We start from the raw sequence: 19,319 nt of genomic DNA, 5'->3' as shown, positions 1-19,319 counted from the left end.
AATTTAAAATTTTATCAATCGTTTCAATTTAATAGGAAATAATTTTTGAAAGAATTAAAAAAATTTACATCTTTAAAAAATAAATCTAATGATTTTAATTCAATTAAAATTTCTTTGTCTTCTCCTGAAAATATTCGATCATGGTCTTATGGAGAAGTAAAAAAGCCAGAAACTATTAATTATCGAACTTTTAAACCTGAAAGAGATGGATTATTTTGTTCTAGAATTTTTGGGCCTATAAAAGATTATGAATGTTTATGCGGAAAGTATAAAAGATTAAAACATAGAGGAGTAATATGTGAAAAATGTGGTGTAGAAGTTACTCAAAGCAAAGTTCGAAGAGATAGAATGGGACATATTGAATTATCATCTCCAACTGCTCATATTTGGTTTTTAAAATCATTGCCATCTAGAATTGGATTATTATTAGACATGCCTTTAAAAGACATTGAAAGAATATTATATTTTGAATCTTATGTAATAGTAGATTCAGGTACAACGAATTTAAAAAAAGGAAAAATTTTAAATGAAGAAAATTATTTAGATTTAGAAAAAAAATTTGGAGATGAATTTATTGCTCAAATGGGAGCTGAAGCAATACAAACATTATTAAAAAATTTAAATTTAAAAAAAAAATATAAAGTTTTAAAAAAAGAGCTAGATAAAATTAATTCAGAAACTAAAAAAAAAAAAATTACAAAAAGAATTAAACTTATAGAAGCTTTTATAAAATCAAAAAATAAACCAGAATGGATGATATTAAATGTATTACCAGTTCTTCCCCCTGATTTAAGACCTTTAGTTCCATTGGATGGAGGAAGATTTGCTACTTCTGATTTAAATGATTTATATAGAAGAGTTATAAATCGTAATAATAGATTAAAAAGATTAATAGAATTATCTGCTCCAGATATTATTATAAGAAATGAAAAAAGAATGCTTCAAGAATCTGTCGATGCTTTGTTAGATAATGGAAGAAGAGGTAGAGCAATTATTGGATCCAACAAAAGACCTTTAAAATCTCTTGCAGATATGATAAAAGGAAAGCAAGGAAGATTTCGTCAAAATCTTTTAGGAAAAAGAGTAGACTATTCTGGAAGATCAGTAATTACTGTAGGGCCATATCTAAAATTAAATCAATGTGGATTACCGAAAAAAATGGCTCTTGAACTTTTTAAACCTTTTATATATGGAAAATTAGAATTAAAAGGATTAGCTAATACCATAAAATCTGCAAAAAAAATGGTTGAACGAGAAGATCCTATTGTCTGGGATATTTTAGATGAATCAATTAAAGAACATCCTGTTCTTTTAAATAGAGCTCCGACTCTACATAGATTAGGAATCCAAGCTTTTGAACCTATATTAATCGAAGGAAAAGCTATACAATTACACCCTCTAGTATGTGCAGCCTATAATGCAGATTTTGATGGTGATCAAATGGCAGTTCATATTCCATTAACTCTAGAAGCTCAATTAGAATCTAGAGCATTAATGATGTCTACAAATAATATTTTATCACCAGCAAATGGAGAACCTATAATTGTTCCATCTCAAGATGTAGTATTAGGAATATATTATATGACTAGAAAAAAAATAAATGGAATAGGTGAAAAAATGATTTTAACTGGTCCTAAAGAAGCTGAAAAACTTTATAAATTAGGATTAGTAGAATTACATTCAAAAGTAAAAGTAAGAATAACAGAATATAAAATCAAAAAAGAAAAAAAAATAAAAAAAAAAAAAAAAATTGTTAATACGACTATAGGGCGATCTATTTTATGGATGATTGTACCTAAAGGATTACCTTTTTCTATGATTAATAAAACGTTAAAAAAAAATACAATTTCAAAAATGATAAATGTTTGTTATCGTATTTTAGGTTTAAAGAAAACTGTTATTTTTGCAGATCAAATTATGTATACTGGATTTTATTATGCTGCACGCTCAGGATCTTCAGTTGGAATTGAAGACATGGTAATTCCTTTAGAAAAAAAAGATATTATTTCAAAAGCAAAATTAGAAGTTTTAGAAATACAAGATCAATTTCAATCAGGATTAGTCACTTCAGGTGAAAAATATAACAAAATTATTGATATTTGGGTCTCTGCAAATGAAAAAATTTCTAAAACAATGATGAAAAATTTATCATTAGATTCAGTAATTGATAAAAGAGGAGAAAAAATAAAACAAACTTCTTTTAATAGTATTTTTATGATGGCCGATTCTGGAGCTAGAGGTTCAGCAGCTCAAATTAGACAATTAGCTGGAATGAGAGGTTTAATGGCGAAACCAGATGGTTCTATTATAGAAACCCCTATTACTGCAAATTTTAGAGAAGGATTAAATGTTTTACAATATTTTATTTCTACTCATGGTGCTAGAAAAGGATTAGCTGATACAGCTTTAAAAACTGCTAATTCTGGTTATTTAACTAGAAGATTAGTAGATGTTGCTCAAGATCTCGTAGTTACTAAAGATGATTGTTTTACAAAAAAAGGTATTTTTATGACATCTATTATTGATGGAGGCGATATAAAAAATACTTTAAAAGAAAGAATTTTAGGTCGAGTTACTATAAAAACAGTGTATGAAAATAATTCAAAAAATATATTAATACCTAAAAATACTCTTATTGATGAACAATGGTGTAAAATTATAGAAAAATTTTCTATTGATATTATTAAAGTAAGATCAGTAGTTCATTGTGAATCAGATTTTGGAGTATGTGCGTATTGTTATGGAAGAGATTTAGCTCGAGGTAATTTAGTTAAAAAAGGAGAAGCTATCGGAGTAGTTGCCGCTCAATCTATTGGAGAGCCAGGTACACAATTAACTATGAGAACTTTTCATATTGGAGGAGCAGCTTCTAGAATAGCAACTGAATCAAATATTAAAGTAAAAAATATTGGTTATATATCCTTAAATAATGAAAAATATGTTATTAACTCATCTAACAAAATTGTTATTACATCTAGAAATGTAGAACTAAAAATATTAGATAATACTAAAAGAATTAAAGAAAGTTATAAAATTCCTTATGGATCAACTTTAAAAAAAAAAATTGGAGAAAAAGTATTTCCAGGAGAAATAATAGCAGTATGGGATCCTCATACTATTCCTGTAATTACAGAAGTCAATGGATATATTAAATTTATAGACATGATTGAAAATCAAACTATTGTAAAAAAAACAGATGATTTAACTGGTTTGTCTTCTATAGTAATATTAGATCCTTCTGAAAGAAGTGCAATTGGTAAAGATTTACGACCATCTTTAAAGATAATAAATAAAAATAATGAACAAGTTTTAATTCCAGGAACAGATATGCCTGCTCAATATTTTCTTCCGGGAAAATCTATTATTCAATTAGAAGATGGATGTAAAATACAATCTGGAGATACTTTAGCTAAAGTGCCTCAAGAATCTTTAGGAACAAAAGATATTACTGGGGGTCTTCCTAGAGTTGCTGATTTATTTGAAGCTAGGAGACCTAAAGAAGTAGCAATATTAGCCGAAAAAACTGGTGTTGTTTCTTTTGGAAAAGAAACAAAAGGTAAAAGAAGATTAATCATAACTTCTATTAATGGAAAAAAAAAATATGAAGATATGATTCCAAAATGGAGACAATTAAATATTTTTGAAGGAGAAAAAATAGAAAAAGGAGATGTAATTTCTGATGGGCCAGAATCTTCTCATGATATCTTAAGATTAAGAGGAGTTCAATCAGTTACAGAATATATCATTCATGAAGTTCAAGAAGTATATCGTTTACAAGGTGTTAAAATAAATGATAAACATATAGAAGTTATTATTAGACAAATGTTAAGAAAAGCCACTATTTTAGATAAAGGAGATTCAAAATTTTTAGATGGAGAACAAATTGAATATTATAAAATTAAAACTGTAAATAAAAAATTAAAATATAAAAACAAAAAAAAAATAAAATATATAAGAAATTTATTAGGAATTACTAAAGCTTCTTTAGCTACCGAATCTTTTATATCTGCCGCATCTTTTCAAGAAACTACAAGAGTTTTAACTGAATCCGCTGTTGCTGGAAAGATAGATGATTTAAGAGGGCTAAAAGAAAATGTTATTGTTGGTAGATTAATACCAGCAGGAACAGGATATTCATATCATCAAGATAGAATTTTAAAAAATAAAAATAAACAAAAAAAAATAAAAAATAAAAAATTTTCTAAAAAATCTCAAATTAGTGCTGAAGAAGCTACAGCAAGTTTAGCTGAACTATTAAATTCTAGTAATTTAAAGTAAATAATAAAAATTTATTATTTATAAAAATTTTTAAAACTTTCATTTTATAAAAAATTTTTATAGGAAATTATCATGAATAAATCACAATTGATAGAAAAAATTTCAAAAACAGTAAAATTATCAAAAAAAATTACAAAAATTATTTTAAATGCTATTTTGTCTGAAATTACTAATTCTTTAAAAAAAGGTAAAAATGTACAATTAGTAGGTTTTGGAACTTTCAAAGTAAATAAAAGAGCTGCAAGAACCGGAAGAAATCCAAAAACTGGAAAAGAAATTAAAATATCTGCAACAAAAGTACCATCATTTACTTCTGGGAAAACTTTAAAAGAAGCTATAAAAAAAATTTAATAAATATTAAAAAAAATTTAATAAATATTAAAAAAATTTTAATAAAATATTTTACAAAATTTTTAAATTAAAATTATTAAAATTATATGTTAATAATTAATTGATTTTATAAAACTTAAAATATTAAATTAAAAAAATTAAAAATATGTATAATAATTTATTTTAATTATTTTATGTTATAAAATTATTTAATAACAAATAAAATAATCAATATATTTTATATATATATTGATTATTTTAAACTTTATAACTCTAAAATAATTCTGATATTTAATAAAAAAAATTATTTTTATTTTAAACCAAATTAATAAAAATATGAATATAAATTTAAATCAATTTTAAAATTTTTTATAAATTAATTTTCTATAGCCAAACGCAATTTTTTCATAGCATTTTTTTCTAATTGACGAACTCTTTCAGCTGAAATATTATATTTTTCAGCAATTTCTTTTAAAGTTATTTTTTTTTTTTTATTCAACCATCGTTTATAAATAATTTTTCTACTTCTTTTATCTAAACATAATAAAGCTTGATTAAGTTTTTTTATTGCATATTTTTCCCAATTTTTTTTTTCTATAATATTAGAAAAATTTGATATTTGATCTTTTAAATAATTTTTTTGTGAACAAAAAAAATTATAATTTTCTGTGTTATCATTTTTAGAAGAAAAATTAAATGTAACATCTTTAGCAAACATTCTAGTTTCCATTTCTTTTACATCTTTTTGACTTACTTTTAATTCTTGAGCTACTAAATTTATTTCTTGTTTATTTAACCATCCAATCTTTTTCTTTTTTTTTCTTAAATTAAAAAACAATTTTCTTTGAGATTTAGTAGTAGCAACTTTTACAATTCTCCAATTTTTTAAAACATATTCATGTATTTCAGATTTTATCCAATATATTGCAAATGATATTAATCTAACTCCAAAATTAGGATTAAAACGTTTAACAGATTTCATTAAACCAATATTTCCTTCTTGAATTAAATCTGCTTGAGGTAATCCATAACCTGAATAACTTTTAGCTACATGAATTACAAATCTTAAATGCGATAAAATCAAAATTTTAGCTGAATACAAATCATTTTTTTTAAATAATTTTTTAGCTAATTTTTGTTCTTCTTTAATGGATAAAATAGACCATGAATTTGATATTCTAATATATTCTTCTATATTCCCTATTGGAAATTCTGGTAATATTTTTATTTTATTTTTTATAAAATTCATCTTTAAAAATTTCTCAATAGTAACACATTTGTATTAATTCTTGTAAAAATTAAATAATTATAAAAAATTATTAATTTTTATTAAATATAGCGTGAATAAATTTTTTATAATTAAATTTTTGAATATCGTTAATAGATTCTCCTAATGTTATATATTTAATAGGAATTAAAAATTTTCTTGATATAGAAAAAATAATACCTCCTTTTGCAGTACCATCTAATTTTGTTAAAGAGAGGCTATTTACATTTAAACTTTTATGAAATATTTCTGCTTGATTAAAAGTATTTTGTCCAATACAAGCATCTATAACTAACATAATTTCGTCAGGAGGATTTTTATTGACTTTTTTTATTACAGATACAATTTTATTCAATTCTCTGATTAAATTTATTTTAGTTTGCATTCTTCCAGCTGTATCAATAATTAAATAATCCACTTTTTTTTTTATAGCAATATTTAAAGCATTATAAACAACAGATGCAGGATCAGAATTTTTTTTTCCACTAATTACAGGAACATCAATTCGATTACCCCAAATTTGTAGCTGTTCTACTGCAGCCGCTCTAAAAGTATCAGCTGCTACTAAAATAACAGATTTATTTTTTTTAACATATAAATTAGAAATTTTTGATATTAAAGTAGTTTTTCCTACACCATTAATACCAACGATTAAAATAATATAAGGCTTATTTAATCTTTTAATTTTTTTAAACTTTGTTTTTTTCAATATTTTTTTCATTTCTAATAATATTAAATCTTTTATTTTAATAGCATTTTTTGATTCTTCAAAGTTAATTTTTTTTTTAATTTTTTTAAGAATATATTTTGTTGTATCCAAACCTATATCAGCTAAAATCATTTTTTTTTTTAATTTTTTTAAAAATTTTTTATTTATTTTTTGTTTAAAAAAAGTATTTTTAAAAATTTTAGAAAATTTATTTTTTGTTTGTATTAATTTTTTTTTTAAAAAAGTTAAAAATTTATTATTAGACTTTTTTTTAATTTTTAAACTTAATTTTTTTTTATTATTATTTTTATTTCTTATATCTTTTTTTAAAATTTTATTTTTAATATTTTTTATCCAAGAAAAAAAACCTACATTTTTATTTTTTGACATAAATTTAAATATTACCTTTATTTTCAAACATATAAAAATTTTTTATAAAAAATTTTTTGTTTTATTAAAAAATATTTTCTATATTACATAAATAAAATAATTGATATATAATTATTTCATATAAAGTTTAATCTTATTATTTTAAAATTTTACAAATTATTATGAAAAAAAAAAAAAAAAATTTTATTAAAATTATTTCAGGTATATTGAAAAATCAAAAAATATATACTCCAAAAACAAATTTATTAAGACCTACAACTAATTATATTAAAGAAACTTTATTTAATTGGTTAATGTTTTCTATAAAAAATTCTACATGTTTAGATTGTTTTTCAGGTAGTGGTTCTTTAGCCATAGAATCAATTTCAAGAGGGGCTAAAAAAATAACAGCTATAGAAAAAAATTTTTTTTTTATTAAATATTTAAAAAAAAATTTATTAAGATTAAAAATAAAAAATTTTTTTTTAATACATAATGATTGCATTAAATGGTTAAAAAATAATAAATCTTTTGCTTATGATATTGTATTTTTAGATCCTCCTTATAGTAATATAAAACTTTTAAATAATACTATTAATTTAATAAATAAAAGAAAATGGATAAAAAAAAATTCATTGATTTATATTGAAAAAAAAAATGATAAAAAAAAAATTTATGTTCCTAAAAAATGGACCTTATTAAAATTAAAAAAAACAAAAAACATTCAATTTCAGTTATTTTTAAAAATATAAAAGTTATAAAATGAAAAAATTATACAATATAATTTCAGAAATTAAATCTATTATTCCTAAAGATATAAAACCAAAATTTAAAAATGCTATAGATCTTCTCAAATGGAATCAAAAACAAGGAATGATCTATTCTAAAAATATTTTAAAAAAAAATACAAATTTAAAAAAAAAAACAATTTTAAAAAATTCTGGAATAAAAAAATTATATTTAAATTGCTCTTTTAAAAATTATAATGTTAAAAATATTGGTCAAAAAAAAGCATTAAAGTTATCGATAAAATATGTAAAAAATTTTAATTTGCATATTTCTAACTTTATTTTTTCTGGAAATCCAGGAACTGGAAAAAATCATTTAGCTACATCTATTATAAAAAAATTAATTTTACAAAAAAAAAATACTTTGATTATTTCAATTACAGAATTAATGTCTCATATAAAAAATACTTTTAATAACAATTTTTATACAGAATCTGAATTAATTAAAAAATTTAGTATTTTAGATTTATTAATTATTGATGAAATAGGAGTACAAAAAAAATCTGAATATGAACAAATAACTTTACATAGAATAATAGAAAAAAGATGTTCTAATAAAAAATCTACTGGAATTTTATCAAATTTAAATTTTTATGAAATAAAAAAAATTTTAGGAGAAAGAATATTAGATCGAATGAGATTAGGCAAAAGTTTATGGATAAATTTTAATTGGGAAAGTTATAGAAAAAATATTTTTTAAAAAAAAATAAAAAAATATAATTAAATTCTACATATATATTTACATGTTCTAGTATCAACTTTAATAAAATCTCCTATTTTAATAAAATAAGGTACTTTAATAGAAACTCCTGTACTTAATTTTACTAATTTTAAATTTTTATTAATAGAATCTTTTTTTGTATTTAAATCTGAAGAAATTACTTTAAGAATTACAAAATTTTCTGGAATTACAGATATTACTTTAGAATTCCAAAGAGTTATAGAGCATTTTCCTTGGTTAATTAACCAATAAATGTTATTTTTAATAATTTTTTTTTCTACGTAAAATTCTTCAAAATTTTTTGTATTCAAAAAATACCAAAATTTAGTATCATTATATAAATATTTTGCTGAAAAATTTAATATATTTGCTTTTTTTAGTTTTTCTGTAGATTTAAAAGTTTTTTCTATTAATTTATTATTTATTAAGTTTCTTAATTTAACTCGAGCAAAAGATTGCCCTTTTCCTGGTTTAACAAAATTTACTGATTCTATTATATATGGAAAATTTTCATACAATATTTTTAAACCTAATTTAAAATAATTTACATTATAAAAATTCATAAAATTTTCTTATTTGAGAGAAATAATATAATAACAAAAAATGTAAAAAATGTTTTATCTTCCCTGAAATTTAGGGAAGATAAAAAAAAAATTTGTTAAAAATAAAAAATTTAAATTTTTTTTACATCATACCACCCATTCCACCCATACCACCTGCAGAAGGAGATGGAAGATCTGAAGATTTTTCATCTTTTTGAGAATCAGTAACCATACATTCTGTAGTAATCATTAATCCTGCAACAGATGCAGCATACTGAAGTGCAGATCTTGTTACTTTAGTAGGATCTAAAATTCCAAATTTCATCATATCTCCATATTTATCAGTTGCTGCATTATATCCATAATTATTTTTTCCATCTTTAATATTATTAGTTACAACTGATGGTTCTTCACCTGAATTTTCTACAATTTGACGTAAAGGAGCTTCCATTGCTCTTAAAGCTACTCGAATACCTACGTTTTGATCTTCATTTTGACCAGTTATTTTAGAAATTTTTTCTGCTACCCTAACTAAAGCAACTCCTCCACCAGCAACTACTCCTTCTTCTACAGCCGCTCTAGTAGCATGTAAAGCATCTTCTACTCTTGCTTTTTTCTCTTTCATTTCTACTTCTGTAGCAGCACCTACTTTTAAAACTGCTACTCCACCAGAAAGTTTTGCTAATCTTTCATTTAATTTTTCTTTATCATATTCTGATGTAGAATCAAAAATTTGTTTTTTTATATTTAAAGTTCTTTCTTTAATTGAATTTTTTGATCCAAAACCGCCTATTATAGTAGTATTATCTTTTGTAATTACTACTCTTTTGGCTTGTCCTAAATCTTCTAATGTAGTTTTTTCAATTTCCATTGCTAGCTCTTCAGAAATTACTGTTCCATTAGTCAATACAGCAATATCTTGTAACATAGATTTTCTACGATCTCCAAATCCAGGAGCTTTAACTGCCGCAATTTTAACAATACCACGCATAGAATTTACAACTAAAGTAGCTAAGGCTTCACCTTCTAAATCTTCTGAAATTATTAATAATGGTTTTCCAGATTTTGCTACTGCTTCTAAAATTGATAAAAGTTCTCTTACATTAGATATTTTTTTATCAGCCATTAATATATAAGGATTTTCTAATTCTACAATTCCAGATTCTGCTTTATTAATAAAATATGGAGATAAATATCCTCTATCAAATTGCATCCCTTTAACTACTTCTAACTCATCTTCTAAACCTGTTCCTTCTTCTACTGTGATTACACCATCATTTCCTACTTTTTCCATAGCTTCTGCAATTAAAGAACCTACAGTTTCATCAGCATTTGCAGAAATTGTTCCCACTTGAGTAATAGCTTTTGAGTTAGAACATGGAACAGAAAGTTTTTTTAATTCTTTTACAGCTTTAATTACTGCTCTATCAATCCCTCTTTTTAGATCCATAGGGTTCATTCCAGCAGCTACAGCTTTTAATCCTTCATTAACAATAGATTGAGCTAATAAAGTTGCAGTTGTGGTACCATCTCCAGCAACATCATTAGCTTTAGATGCTACTTCTTTAATGATTTGAGCTCCCATATTTTCAAATTTATCTTCTAATTCTATTTCTCTAGCAACAGAGACTCCATCTTTAGTTATGCTGGGAGCTCCAAAAGATTTGTCTAAAACTACATTTCTTCCTTTAGGCCCCAAAGTTACTTTTACAGCATCAGCTAATATATTAACTCCCTTAAGCATTTTTGTTCTAGCTTCATTTCCAAATTTTACATCTTTAGCAGCCATAATTTAAAATCCTCAAAAAAAATTATTATATTAAAATATTATTTTTAAATTAAATTTTTTATTTTATTAAAAGTTTTTATTTTTAAAATAAGATTAATTTCTTTTTATTATTTTTTAATAATTGCTAAAATGTCGCTTTCATTTAAAATTAATAATTCTTTATTATTTATTTTTTCAGTCTTTACTCCATATCCTTCATTAAAAATGACTAAATCATTTTTTTTTACATCTACAGATTTTCTTTTACCATTTTTTAAAATACGTCCTTTACCTACTGCAATAACTTTACCTCTATTAGATTTTTCAGCTGCAGAGCCAGTTAAAACAATTCCTCCCGCAGATTTAGTTTCTATAGATTGACGTTGAACTAAAACTCTATCTTGTAATGGACAAATTTTCATTGTTAAGTCCTCTAAATTTAAAAAAATTTTTTATAAAAAATTTTAATTTAAAATTATAAAATTTAAATTTTTAAAAAATTATTAAAAATAAATTAACAAATTAAATTTATATTCTTAATTTTATATATATGGTTTCATGTTAAACTTTTCAAGTGTAAAAAAAAAATATTTTAAAGATATTTTTTAAAAAAATATTGACATAATAATATATTTAATGTTTAATTAATTAAATTATTAAAAAATATTTAAAAAATTTTTTTAAACAGCCCGGATAGCTCAGTCGGTAGAGCAGGGGACTGAAAATCCCCGTGTCGGTGGTTCAATTCCGCCTTCGGGCAATTTTTTTTAAAATTTTTTAAAAAAAAATAACATAAAAATAAAAAAAATTAATTAAAAATATATATAAAACAATTTTATTAATAATTAAAATTATATTATTTTTTAAAAAGAAATTAATATTATTTTGTTAATTATTTATTTTTATTTATTTTTAATAAAATTTATTATTTATATTTATTTATATTGATAATTTTATATTAAATTAAAATTTAAATTTTTATTTTCCTACACAAAATTTTGAAAAAATATTTTTTAAAACATTATTTGATACATTTTTTCCTAAAATGTTATTTAAATGTTTTAAAGAAGTTTTTACTTCTTCAGAAATTAAATCATAATAAATAAAATTATTTTTAAAAAAAATTTTTATTTTTTTAAAACTTATTAAAATTTTTTTTATTTCTTGAATTTGTCTGTTTCGAATTAAACCAAATTTTTCACTTTCTGAATTAGAAATATTATTTTTTATAATTTTTATTATATATTTTTTTAAAGTTTTTAATCCAATATTATTTTTTACTGATGTATAAATTATATCAATAACAAAATTTTTTTTAGTTATTTTATTTTTAATATTATTTCTAAAGTGTTTTTTAAGTAAATCTATTTTATTTGATACAACAAAACTTGTAATATTAACATTATTTTTTTTTAAAAATAAAATATATTTTTTTAATTCTTTTTTTTCTATTTTACTAGAATCAATTACAAAGATTAACAGATCTGATTTTTTAATTTGTTTTTTTGCTAATTTAATACCTATTTTTTCTATTTTATTTTTAGCTTTTCTAATTCCTGCTGTATCAATAAATTCTACTAAAAAACCTTTAAAATCCACATATTCATGAATTAAATCACGCGTAGTTCCTTTTAAATTAGTGACAATAGATAATTTTTTTTTAGTTATTTTATTAAATAAACTAGATTTTCCTGAATTTGGAGGTCCAGAAATAATAACTTTTACACCATTTTTAATATAATTATTGTTTTTAGAAAATTTATAAATTTTTTTTAAAATTTTAATAAAATTTTTAATTTTTATAATAAAATTTTTTTTTAAAAAAATATCATTTTTATTATTAATATCATCTGGAAAATTTAAAATCCCTTCTAAATAAATATGAAATTTTTTAATTTCTTTAAATATTTTTTTAATATTTTTAGAAAAATTTCCTTGTAAAATATTTAATGAAGTTTTAAGTGAATTAACAGATGACGAACTAATTAAATCCATAATTGATTCAGCTTGAGTTAAATCTATTTTTTTATTTAAAAAAGCTCTTTGAGAAAATTCCCCTGGTTGAGCCATTCTAATTCCAGAAATCTTTAATATTCTTTTAAGTAATAAATTTACTAAGATAGGATTTCCATGACCTTGTAGCTCTAAAACATCTTCTCCTGTAAAAGAATATGGTTTTGGAAACCATATTGCTATTCCTTCATCTAATGTTTTTAAATCAATATCTAAAAATTTTGTAAATAATGCATATCTAGGAATTAATTTTTTTTTTAAAACTTCTTTCATAACATTAAAAACTTTTTTACCTGAAATTCTTAAGATTGATACTCCACAATTTCCTTGTGGAGTAACTTCAGCAATTATTGTTTGTGTATTATACATCACCATAAATTACTATTACCATTATGAAAATATAAAAAAATTATATAAAATATCTAAAATATTAATTAAAATCTTTTTTTTTAATACTTTTTTTAAATAATAGAAATAATATTATTAACTATATAATATATTAATAATCCTGATGGAAAATGCATAAAAAATAAAGCCATAAAAACAGAAAATAATATAATAAAATATTTATTGCTTGGAGATGCTTCTAATAAATAGCTAGATTGACTATTTAAACTACTTATTTGAAGTAAATAAATAGTAAATCCTAAAATCATTGGTAATATGTAACAAGGATCATATGTAGATAAATCTTGTATCCAAAAAACAAAAGGAGCACGTTTTAATTCATTTACAGTAGTTAAAAGATGATATAAAGCTAAAAAAAAAGGCGTTTGTAACAAAATAGGAAGAAAACTATATAATGGATTAACATTATTTTCTTTATATAATTTTAAAATTTGTACATTTGATTCATTATAATCATGCTTAAATTTTTCTTTAATATTTAAAATCTGAGGTTGCAAATTTGTTATTTTTGCTAATGTTTCTTGCTGAAATCTAGCTAGGGGGTACATAATAATTCTAATAAAAATTGTTAACATTATTATTGAAAACCCCCAATTTTTAAAAATTTTATTAAAAAATGCTAAAACATAAAACAAAGGCTCAGATAAAAAATAAAAAAATCCATGAACATGAGTATTATTAAAAAATAAATGAGAGTTTATACTAAACATATTAATGTAATTTTAAAATTTTTTGATAAATTGTTTAAAAAAAATATAAAAAAACTATATAAAAAATTTTTAATTTTAAAATTTTTATAATTTATTAAAATTATTTTATTATTTATATTATTAAAATTATTTTTTACATAAAAAGTTTTTTAATTAATTATTATAAATAAAAATAAAAATTTAATATATAAAAAATAAAATTTTTTTAGTTTATGTTAAAAAAATAGTTATAACATATCTTTTACAATTATTAACATTAATATAAATTGAATTATTGTAAACATTAATTTTTTCCATTAAATTTAAAGGTAAATTTTAAATAATTTATATGAATAAAATTTATTTTTAAAGTAATTTTAAAACACTATAAATATAATTTTTAATTTTATAAAAAATATTTATTATTTTTTATTTAATTTATAATAAATATTATTATTATAAATTTTAAGATTTAAATTATTAAAAATATAAATATTAATAATAATATATTATATAATTATTATTAAATATAATACATTAAAATTTATAATTTTTTTTTAAAAAATTTTAGTATAATATCTATATTTTTTTTAATTTATATTTTATATCTGTTACAGATATAAAATATTATTGATTTTTTTTTATATAAATGTTTTTAAATTATATTTATTATAATTAATAATTATTATATTTTTTATATCTAAAAAAAAATTATTTATCTTATTTAATTAAATTTATTTAACATAAATTTAATAAAATTTTTTAATAAAATTATTCACATATTATATAAAAATACAAAAAAAATTACTTTTGTTTAAATAAATATTATAATGTTTTTACATTTTTTAATTTTTAATTTTTATTATATAAAAATTTAAAGAATTTAAATATTTTAAAAACTTAAAAAATTATTATATAAATTTTTTTTTATATCTAATCCAAACAGAATATAAATTTAAAAAAAATTTTTTTTTAATAAAAAAAAATTTTTTTTTTAAAATAAAAACAAAATCCATATTTAAAAATTTATTTTTTTGATGCCTAAAAAATTCCCGAACTAATCTTTTTATTTTATTACGAATTACAGATTTTTTTATAATTTTTTTTGAAATTAAAATTCCTAATCTAGAATAATCTAATTTGTTATAACTTCCTAAAATTAATATACCTTTTTTTTCTGATTTATAAGATTTTTTAAAAACTCTTTTATATTGATTAAAATTTAATAAACGAAATTTTTTAGAAAAATTAAACTTTTTAGACATAAAATAAATACTATTTTTTTTTAGAATTTAAAGTTAAATAATAACGTAATTTTGTTCGTCTTCTAGATAATATTTTTCTCCCGTCTTTAGTAGCCATTCTAATTCTAAACCCATGAGTTCTATTTCTTTTAACTATAGATGGTTGAAAAGTTCTTTTCATAAAAATAAATACCTCTAATTTTTATATATTTTATTCTTAAAAATATATTATTTAATTTTTAATTATTTTAAAAATTAACATTTTTAAAAATTATAAAATATTAAAAAATATTTTAAATTATTTTTAATAAAACATTATTCTTCATATAATATTCGTAATTATAACATTATAATAGTATAATAAATAATTTACTAAAAAATTAAATTAAAATAAATAAAATATTTATATTAAAAATTAATAATTTAATATATTAAACATTATTATGTTATATTTTCATAAAAAATTAAATCGTTTAAATTTAATATAAAAAATATGAAATTTTCTATAAAACAAAAAAATTTTTTTAAAAATTTACAAAAAGTTAATTCAATTATTATAAAAAATAATGTTAATCCAATATTAGAAAATATAATAATAAAATTTAAAAAAAATTTTTTATTACTTATAAGTAGCAGCAATGATATAGAATTAATAATAAAAACAAAAAAATTTTTTGGAAAATGTACATCAGAAATTTCTGTTTTAGGTAATAAAATTTTTGAAATTTGTAAAATTCTACCTAAAGATTCTATACTAGATATAATTTTAAAAAATAAAAAAATTTTAATAAAATCTGATAAAAGTATATTTCAGTTACTTACATTAAAAACAAAAAATTTTCCTAGATTTAAAAAAGATAATTTAAAAAAAATTTTTTCTATTCAATCCAATATATTAAAAAATATGATTGATTATACATATTTTTCTATATCTAATAATGATATTAGAAATTATTTTAATGGATTATTATTAAAATTTAATAATTTTAATAGAATATTTTGTACAACTTCTACTAATGGTCATAGATTATCTTATTATTATACTAAAATTTCAACAAATGTTAAAAAATTTTTAGATTTTTCAATTATAATTCCTAGAAAATCAGTGTTAGAACTTAATAAAATTATTTCATTTAAAACTAATAAAATTATTGATATTTTTTTAAATGAAAATAGTGTTTCGTTTAAAACTGAAAATATTACTTTTACTTCAAAAATTATACATGAAAAATTTCCAAATTTTAAAAAAATTTTTATTAAAAAACCTTATTTTAAAATAAAAATAAATCGTAAAAAATTAAAAAAATATTTGTCTTATGCGTCAATATTAAGTCATCAATTAACCAAAGGTGTATATATAAAATTCAAAAAAAATGGTATATGTGTAATTAAATCACATAATCAAGAAGAAAATGTAATTTCAAAATTTAATTTTAATTATTTTAAAAAAACTATTAAAATATCTATTAATGTAAATTATCTTTTAAATGTAATTAATATTTTAAAAAATAAATATATTATTTTTAAATTAAAAAAAAAAAATTTACAAATTCAAATTGAAGATCCAAAAATAAAAGAATTAAAATATATAATTATGCCATTACAAATTTAAAATAAATATATAAAATTTAATTTATTTATTACATTTTATAATAATTATTAAAACAAAATTTAATATTTATAATCTAAAAGAGAAGTTATGTTTAATAAAAAATATGATTCTTCTAATATAAAAATATTAAAAGGATTAGAAGCTGTTAAAAAAAGACCAGGAATGTATATTGGGGATACAGAAGACGGATCTGGATTACACCATATGATTTTTGAAATAATAGATAATTCTATTGATGAAGCTTTAGCTGGATTTTGCAAAAATATTTATGTAACTCTTAAAAAAGATGGATCTATATCTATTATGGATGACGGAAGAGGAATTCCAATAGATATTCACCCAGAAGTTGGAAAACCTTCAGCTGAAGTAATTTTAACTACTTTACACTCAGGAGCAAAATTTGATAATAATTCATACTCTCATTCAGGAGGATTACATGGAGTAGGCTTATCAGTTGTAAATGCTCTTTCTAAAAAATTAAAATTAACTATTTTTAGAAATAAAAAAATTTATAAACAAACTTATTATGAAGGTAAACCAAAAAAATTATTATTATCCGCTAACATTAAAAAATTTAGAGGAACAAAAATTAGATTTTGGCCAAATTTAAAAATTTTTAATTCTAATAATATATTTAATTATAAAATCATATATAAAAGATTAAAAGAATTATCTTTTCTAAATTCTAAAATATCTATATTTTTAAAAAATGAATATAACAAAAATAAAAAAAGTTTTATAAATAAAGGAGGAATAAAAAAATTTTTAAAATATTTAAATAAAAAAAAAAAAATAATTCATAAAAAAATATTTTTTTTTAAATCTAAAAAAAAAAAAATTTCTCTAGAAATATCTGCACAATGGAATACTTCATCTAAAGAAAAAATTTTATGTTTTACTAATAATATTCATCAAAAAGATGGAGGAAGTCATTTGTCTGCATTAAAATCTTCTTTTACTAGAACTATTAATGGATTTATAGAAAAAGAATTTTTTAATTTAAAAAAACATAATTTTAATATAATTGGAGAAGATATCCGAGAAGGTTTAACAGCAATATTATCAATTAAATTATTTGATCCAAAATTTTCTTCTCAAACAAAAGAAAAATTAATTTCTTCAGAAGTAAAAAATGTAATTTCTTCCTTAATAAATGAACATTTAATAGATTATTTATTAGAAAATCCTATTGATTCAAAAATAATTATAAATAAAATTATAGCATCATGTAAATCTAGAGAAGCAGCTAAAAAAGCTCGAGAAATAATAAAAAAAAATGACTTAATAGAATTATCTGGACTGCCAGGAAAATTATCTGATTGTCAAGAGAAAAACCCTCATCTTTCAGAAATATATTTAGTAGAAGGAGATTCTGCTGGAGGATCAGCTAAACAGGGAAGAAACAGAAAAAATCAAGCAATTTTACCATTAAAAGGAAAAATTTTAAATGTTCAAAAATCTAGTTTTGAAAAAATGTTATCTTCTGAAGAAATTACTTCTATTATTACTGCATTAGGCTGCGGAATTGGAAAAAAAAATTATAATATTAAGAAATTAAGATATCATTATATTATTATAATGACAGATGCAGACATCGATGGAGCTCATATTAAAACTTTATTACTTACTTTTTTTTATAAACAAATGCCAGAAATAATTGAAAAAGGATATATTTATATTGCTCAACCTCCTTTATATAAAATTAAAATAGGTAAATCAGAAAAATATATAAAAGATGATGAATCTATGAAAAAATATCAATTATATATTATAATAAAAAAATTAAAAAATATATTTTTTCAAAATCATATTAATAAAAAAAATTTAAAAAAATTTAAAAAAATATTTTTAAAATATATTGAACTAAAAGAAATATATAAATTTAAAAAAAAAAAATTTTTTAAATATATTATATATCAATTAATATATTTTAAAATTTTTAAAAATTTTTGTTCTTATAAAAAAGTTTATTCTTGGTCAAAAAAATTTATCAAAAAATTAAATAAAAATTCAAAAAAAAATGTAATTTATTATTTTAAATTAGAAAATTATAATAAAAAAAAATTTAATATCAAATACATTAATTTAAAAATTTTTATTTCTTTTTATGGAAATACAAAAAAATATAAATTAAATTATAATTTTTTTAAAAGTAAAATATATAAAGAAATTAAATATATTTCTAAAAATATAAAAAAATTTAAAAATATTCTTAAAAATTTAAAAAATAAAAATAATTGTTGCTATACTCAAGATATAGAAACTTTTTTAAAATGGATAATAAAAAAATCTAAAAGAAACTTTTCTATTCAAAGATACAAAGGATTAGGAGAAATGAATCCTAATCAATTATGGGAAACTACTATGAATCCAAAAAAAAGACGAATGGTTCAAATCACAATTAAAGATGCAAAAAGTGCTAGTAAACTTTTTGAAATATTAATGGGAGATTCAGTTAATTTAAGAAAAAATTTTATACAAAAAAATGCTATTAAAACATTTAATATTGATATTTAATTTAAAAATATTTTTTTAGCGGCTCAAATAAAATTATAATCCGCCGCTAATAAATAAATATATT

At 19.6% G+C, this 19,319-nt stretch carries 15 protein-coding genes and 1 tRNA gene; 7 read left to right on the top strand and 9 right to left on the bottom strand.

Features of this window, described 5'->3' with window-relative positions:
* The first annotated feature begins 45 nt into the window (after positions 1–45).
* Entirely contained in the window at positions 46–4,278 is a 4,233-nt protein-coding gene (gene rpoC / locus AACL42_RS01445) for a DNA-directed RNA polymerase subunit beta' (protein ID WP_340147382.1), read from the top strand.
* Between the two features lie 72 nt (positions 4,279–4,350).
* Positions 4,351–4,629, top strand: a complete 279-nt coding sequence (locus AACL42_RS01440; protein WP_340147381.1) for an HU family DNA-binding protein — start codon at positions 4,351–4,353, stop codon at positions 4,627–4,629.
* Between the two features lie 355 nt (positions 4,630–4,984).
* On the opposite strand, the gene rpoH is transcribed toward AACL42_RS01440, so the two are convergent.
* Together rpoH and ftsY are read right to left on the bottom strand one after the other, a co-directional pair.
* On the bottom strand, positions 4,985–5,848 hold the full coding sequence (gene rpoH, locus AACL42_RS01435; protein WP_340147697.1) for an RNA polymerase sigma factor RpoH: 864 nt from the start codon (positions 5,846–5,848) through the stop codon (positions 4,985–4,987).
* Positions 5,849–5,927: 79 nt separating this feature from the next.
* Positions 5,928–6,974, bottom strand: a complete 1,047-nt coding sequence (ftsY, locus tag AACL42_RS01430) for a signal recognition particle-docking protein FtsY (RefSeq protein WP_340147380.1) — start codon at positions 6,972–6,974, stop codon at positions 5,928–5,930.
* A gap of 161 nt (positions 6,975–7,135) precedes the next feature.
* Here ftsY and rsmD point away from each other — a divergent pair, with 161 nt between their 5' ends.
* Positions 7,136–7,705: a 16S rRNA (guanine(966)-N(2))-methyltransferase RsmD gene (gene rsmD, locus AACL42_RS01425; RefSeq protein WP_340147379.1), complete on the top strand. Its 570-nt coding sequence runs from the start codon at positions 7,136–7,138 to the stop codon at positions 7,703–7,705.
* A 10-nt stretch (positions 7,706–7,715) separates the two neighbouring features.
* Positions 7,716–8,441, top strand: coding sequence for an ATP-binding protein (locus tag AACL42_RS01420; protein WP_340147378.1), 726 nt, complete (start codon positions 7,716–7,718; stop codon positions 8,439–8,441).
* A gap of 20 nt (positions 8,442–8,461) precedes the next feature.
* Here the strand turns inward: AACL42_RS01420 and efp are convergent, their stop codons facing one another.
* From efp to AACL42_RS01405, 3 genes are all read right to left on the bottom strand, one after another.
* Positions 8,462–9,025, bottom strand: coding sequence for an elongation factor P (gene efp, locus AACL42_RS01415; RefSeq protein ID WP_340147377.1), 564 nt, complete (start codon positions 9,023–9,025; stop codon positions 8,462–8,464).
* Positions 9,026–9,146: 121 nt separating this feature from the next.
* The gene (groL, locus tag AACL42_RS01410) at positions 9,147–10,793 is read right to left on the bottom strand and encodes a chaperonin GroEL (protein ID WP_340147376.1); all 1,647 of its coding nucleotides are present in this window, start codon (positions 10,791–10,793) and stop codon (positions 9,147–9,149) included.
* A 107-nt stretch (positions 10,794–10,900) separates the two neighbouring features.
* Entirely contained in the window at positions 10,901–11,194 is a 294-nt protein-coding gene (locus tag AACL42_RS01405) for a co-chaperone GroES (RefSeq protein ID WP_340147375.1), read from the bottom strand.
* 265 nt (positions 11,195–11,459) lie between these two features.
* Here AACL42_RS01405 and AACL42_RS01400 point away from each other — a divergent pair.
* Positions 11,460–11,532, top strand: a tRNA-Phe gene (locus tag AACL42_RS01400).
* 218 nt (positions 11,533–11,750) lie between these two features.
* On the opposite strand, the gene mnmE is transcribed toward AACL42_RS01400, so the two are convergent.
* From mnmE to rpmH, 4 genes are all read right to left on the bottom strand, one after another.
* Positions 11,751–13,160: a tRNA uridine-5-carboxymethylaminomethyl(34) synthesis GTPase MnmE gene (mnmE, locus tag AACL42_RS01395; RefSeq protein WP_340147374.1), complete on the bottom strand. Its 1,410-nt coding sequence runs from the start codon at positions 13,158–13,160 to the stop codon at positions 11,751–11,753.
* An 86-nt stretch (positions 13,161–13,246) separates the two neighbouring features.
* Entirely contained in the window at positions 13,247–13,903 is a 657-nt protein-coding gene (gene yidC / locus AACL42_RS01390; protein WP_340147373.1) for a membrane protein insertase YidC, read from the bottom strand.
* Positions 13,904–14,793: 890 nt separating this feature from the next.
* A complete protein-coding gene (rnpA, locus tag AACL42_RS01385; RefSeq protein ID WP_340147372.1) occupies positions 14,794–15,147 on the bottom strand; it encodes a ribonuclease P protein component in 354 nt (117 codons plus the stop codon).
* A gap of 10 nt (positions 15,148–15,157) precedes the next feature.
* On the bottom strand, positions 15,158–15,307 hold the full coding sequence (gene rpmH, locus AACL42_RS01380) for a 50S ribosomal protein L34 (RefSeq protein ID WP_340147371.1): 150 nt from the start codon (positions 15,305–15,307) through the stop codon (positions 15,158–15,160).
* 312 nt (positions 15,308–15,619) lie between these two features.
* Here rpmH and dnaN point away from each other — a divergent pair, with 312 nt between their 5' ends.
* Both dnaN and AACL42_RS01370 read left to right on the top strand, forming a co-directional pair.
* Positions 15,620–16,738, top strand: coding sequence for a DNA polymerase III subunit beta (gene dnaN / locus AACL42_RS01375; RefSeq protein WP_340147370.1), 1,119 nt, complete (start codon positions 15,620–15,622; stop codon positions 16,736–16,738).
* An 87-nt stretch (positions 16,739–16,825) separates the two neighbouring features.
* A complete protein-coding gene (locus AACL42_RS01370) occupies positions 16,826–19,255 on the top strand; it encodes a DNA gyrase subunit B (protein ID WP_340147369.1) in 2,430 nt (809 codons plus the stop codon).
* The last annotated feature ends 64 nt before the right edge of the window (positions 19,256–19,319 follow it).

It is taken from the genome of Buchnera aphidicola (Drepanosiphum platanoidis) (assembly GCF_964020165.1).
Lineage (GTDB): Bacteria > Pseudomonadota > Gammaproteobacteria > Enterobacterales > Enterobacteriaceae > Buchnera_J > Buchnera_J aphidicola_BL.
Note: the sequence above shows the minus strand (reverse complement) of the source record. Positions and strands in the feature narration are given on the sequence as shown.